The sequence below is a fragment of the Desulforegula conservatrix Mb1Pa genome, from assembly GCF_000426225.1.
Taxonomy (GTDB): domain Bacteria; phylum Desulfobacterota; class Desulfobacteria; order Desulfobacterales; family Desulforegulaceae; genus Desulforegula; species Desulforegula conservatrix.
The window spans coordinates 1-2,326 of sequence record NZ_AUEY01000158.1 but is presented as its reverse complement, the minus strand read 5'-3'; the positions used below and the strand labels follow the sequence as shown (position 1 = coordinate 2,326).

At 40.7% G+C, this 2,326-nt stretch carries 3 protein-coding genes; all 3 read right to left on the bottom strand.

From position 1 onward, the window contains the following. Positions 1–174 precede the first annotated feature (174 nt). Positions 175–939, bottom strand: coding sequence for an N-acetyltransferase (locus K245_RS0121400; protein WP_027360794.1), 765 nt, complete (start codon positions 937–939; stop codon positions 175–177). 146 nt (positions 940–1,085) lie between these two features. Next, positions 1,086–1,580, bottom strand: coding sequence for a hypothetical protein (locus tag K245_RS0121395; protein ID WP_027360793.1), 495 nt, complete (start codon positions 1,578–1,580; stop codon positions 1,086–1,088). Positions 1,581–1,725: 145 nt separating this feature from the next. After that, positions 1,726–2,223 carry a hypothetical protein gene (locus tag K245_RS0121390; RefSeq protein ID WP_027360792.1) on the bottom strand — a complete coding sequence of 166 codons (498 nt, stop codon included), beginning with the start codon at positions 2,221–2,223 and terminating at the stop codon, positions 1,726–1,728. Positions 2,224–2,326 lie beyond the last annotated feature (103 nt).

Here is a 2,326-nt window from a genome sequence, read left to right as displayed (position 1 = left end):
AGCGGTAATGATGATGGTGTGCAGATTGCGACCGGCTGAAGCTATTATGTCTTTAATACTCATGTTGCCTCCAATTGTGATGAAAAGTTCTAACGTGAAGCTAAGCTGCGCCGCCGCTGCCTTACTGGTGAAACCGGTGCGTGTCGGCGTCAGCTTGGGCGACTTGTTATGTGTTTATACCTTCCCGACTATTTTATCAAATCTGCTATCCATGCAAACACTGATATCTGTTGTCACGAACTGGCCGTTTATAAACATGCTGAAAATTGTGCATGGTGTCGGAGCAGATTGAGCTTGATCCATTGTCTCAAGCTTGATTACGCTTAGCGACAGATTCCGCTTGGCAGCGGTTTCAGTTAAAGATTCTCTGACATGATATTCCGAATATGGGCACCTGTTCGAATAGTAGACAGCGATGCCGTTCTTTACTGGACATTCACCATTTTTGACCGAATCATTAAATTGTGGTCTGTTGCTTGTTTTATTAAAGTCCATTGATACGAGGCTGAAACCAGATGGTACTGTTTCGCAAATTTCAAAACCTTCCCCTAACAACCATTTGGTATCACTCATAAAGTGATATTTTTTTGTCCCAACCACAGATACAAGACCTTCTTTATCTTGGCTTTTGGCTGCTTCGACAGCCTCTTGTAACAAAGCTTTGCCGTGACCATTGCCTTTATATTTGCCTGAAACCCAGAAACAGCCGAGATTGATGTAGTTTGGAGCTGTAATCGGTAACCATGCCTTTTCTGCAGGGCCATACTCAATGAATACCTTCGCACGCTCATCAAGCCTTTTAAATACGTAGCCTTTTTCAAATTCTTTTGTAAGCCATTGCTTCTTGCGTGCATAGCCTTCCGAACACTTCTTGTCCGAGAAAGCACAACATATATGCTCAGAATCAATGTTTGATTTTGTCAAAGTTACGTAAGCCATATTATAGCTCCACAGCTTGAGTTTTTTCAGCATACACATAACGGTGAGCTAAGCCGCGCCGCAGCTGCTTTACTGGTGAAATCGGTGCGTGTCGGCGTCGGCTTGGGCGACTTGTTAAAAAATTCCGTAACCATAAATTAATAAGTTTACCATGAGGTTGGTAAACCTATTATTATACCAAAAAACTGCCAGCCCATTGTAGCAAATGCTACAATCCACCAAGCAGGGATTAGCAACATGATAGAAAGAAGCAGTCTTGCCCATAATTTAATTTTTGTGAGTAAATAGACTGCAACAAATGGAATAATTAATGAAAGAAAATTTGCTCCCATAAAATAGGGGTTCCACATTTCGTCGTTGAGGGAATCATTGGCTGAAAAAGCACATGAAATCAAAGCCACCACCAACACAAAACAACTAAAATAATTACGTTTTTTTACTGGGATTTCTTTTTCAATTAATTTGATAGCAAAATATGAGATAGAGCCAAATATTATGGCGATTGGGAGTATTGTGAGCACTGATATTAAATACCGCATCCAATAGGGAGGTGGAATATAATCAATCACTTTTTTAGCAAATGCATTGCTTGGTAAAAAAGCAAAATAGACTGCGTATGTTGAGTGAATTATTTTTTTCATTTTTTTAACGGTGAGCTAAGCTGCGCCGCCGCTGCTTTACTGGTAAAATCGGTGCGTGTCGGCGTCAGCTTGGGCGACTTGTTATGCACTTTTTATATTAACTCTGTTAGCTGGCCGCAGCCCGAACAATAAGAAAACACATTCTCTATATTTCCTCCCAAGCATCAAAACATTCTTGGCATTGACGCCAGTTATGCTCCACTGCCTTTGCAGGTATGGCATTGCTTGATGGAACCTCATGTTTTAGGAAAGATTTCTTGCCAAGCCAATCAGATCTATTTTTATAGTACAATTGTGAAGCTTTAATTATTAAAGATGAATCAAAACTCAACCTGATTTCTGTCTTTTCAGCTGGAGATTGCGTACGAGTTATAGATCCAGTTGCATCCCAATATTCACCTGCATCTGAGAGGTGTAGCTCGATTACATTACAAAAAACTAACTCAATAGCATATGGCTCCCATTGTGACTGAATAAGAAGTTGGAGATCGAAACTGTGAGACATTGCCATGCTATGATCTCTGTTAACCCAGCCTCTATTAACAATGTGTATTTCTTTAGTCATACTATCGTGGAAACATGCTATTGAGGATAGCAGCTTTTCCATATCTTCTTGAGTTTTGATTTCAGTATATGATTTCATATTGTGCATAACGGTGAGCTAAGCCGCGCCGCCGCTGCTTTACTGGTGAAATCGGTGCGTGTCGGCGTCGGCTTGGGCGACTTGTTATACGTCTTTTTTGATT

Coding starts and splice junctions, on each gene's coding strand:
- K245_RS0121400 (WP_027360794.1), bottom strand. CDS start 939: ATGGCTTACGTAACTTTGACAAAATCAAACATTGATTCTGAGCATATA.
- K245_RS0121395 (WP_027360793.1), bottom strand. CDS start 1,580: ATGAAAAAAATAATTCACTCAACATACGCAGTCTATTTTGCTTTTTTA.
- K245_RS0121390 (WP_027360792.1), bottom strand. CDS start 2,223: ATGAAATCATATACTGAAATCAAAACTCAAGAAGATATGGAAAAGCTG.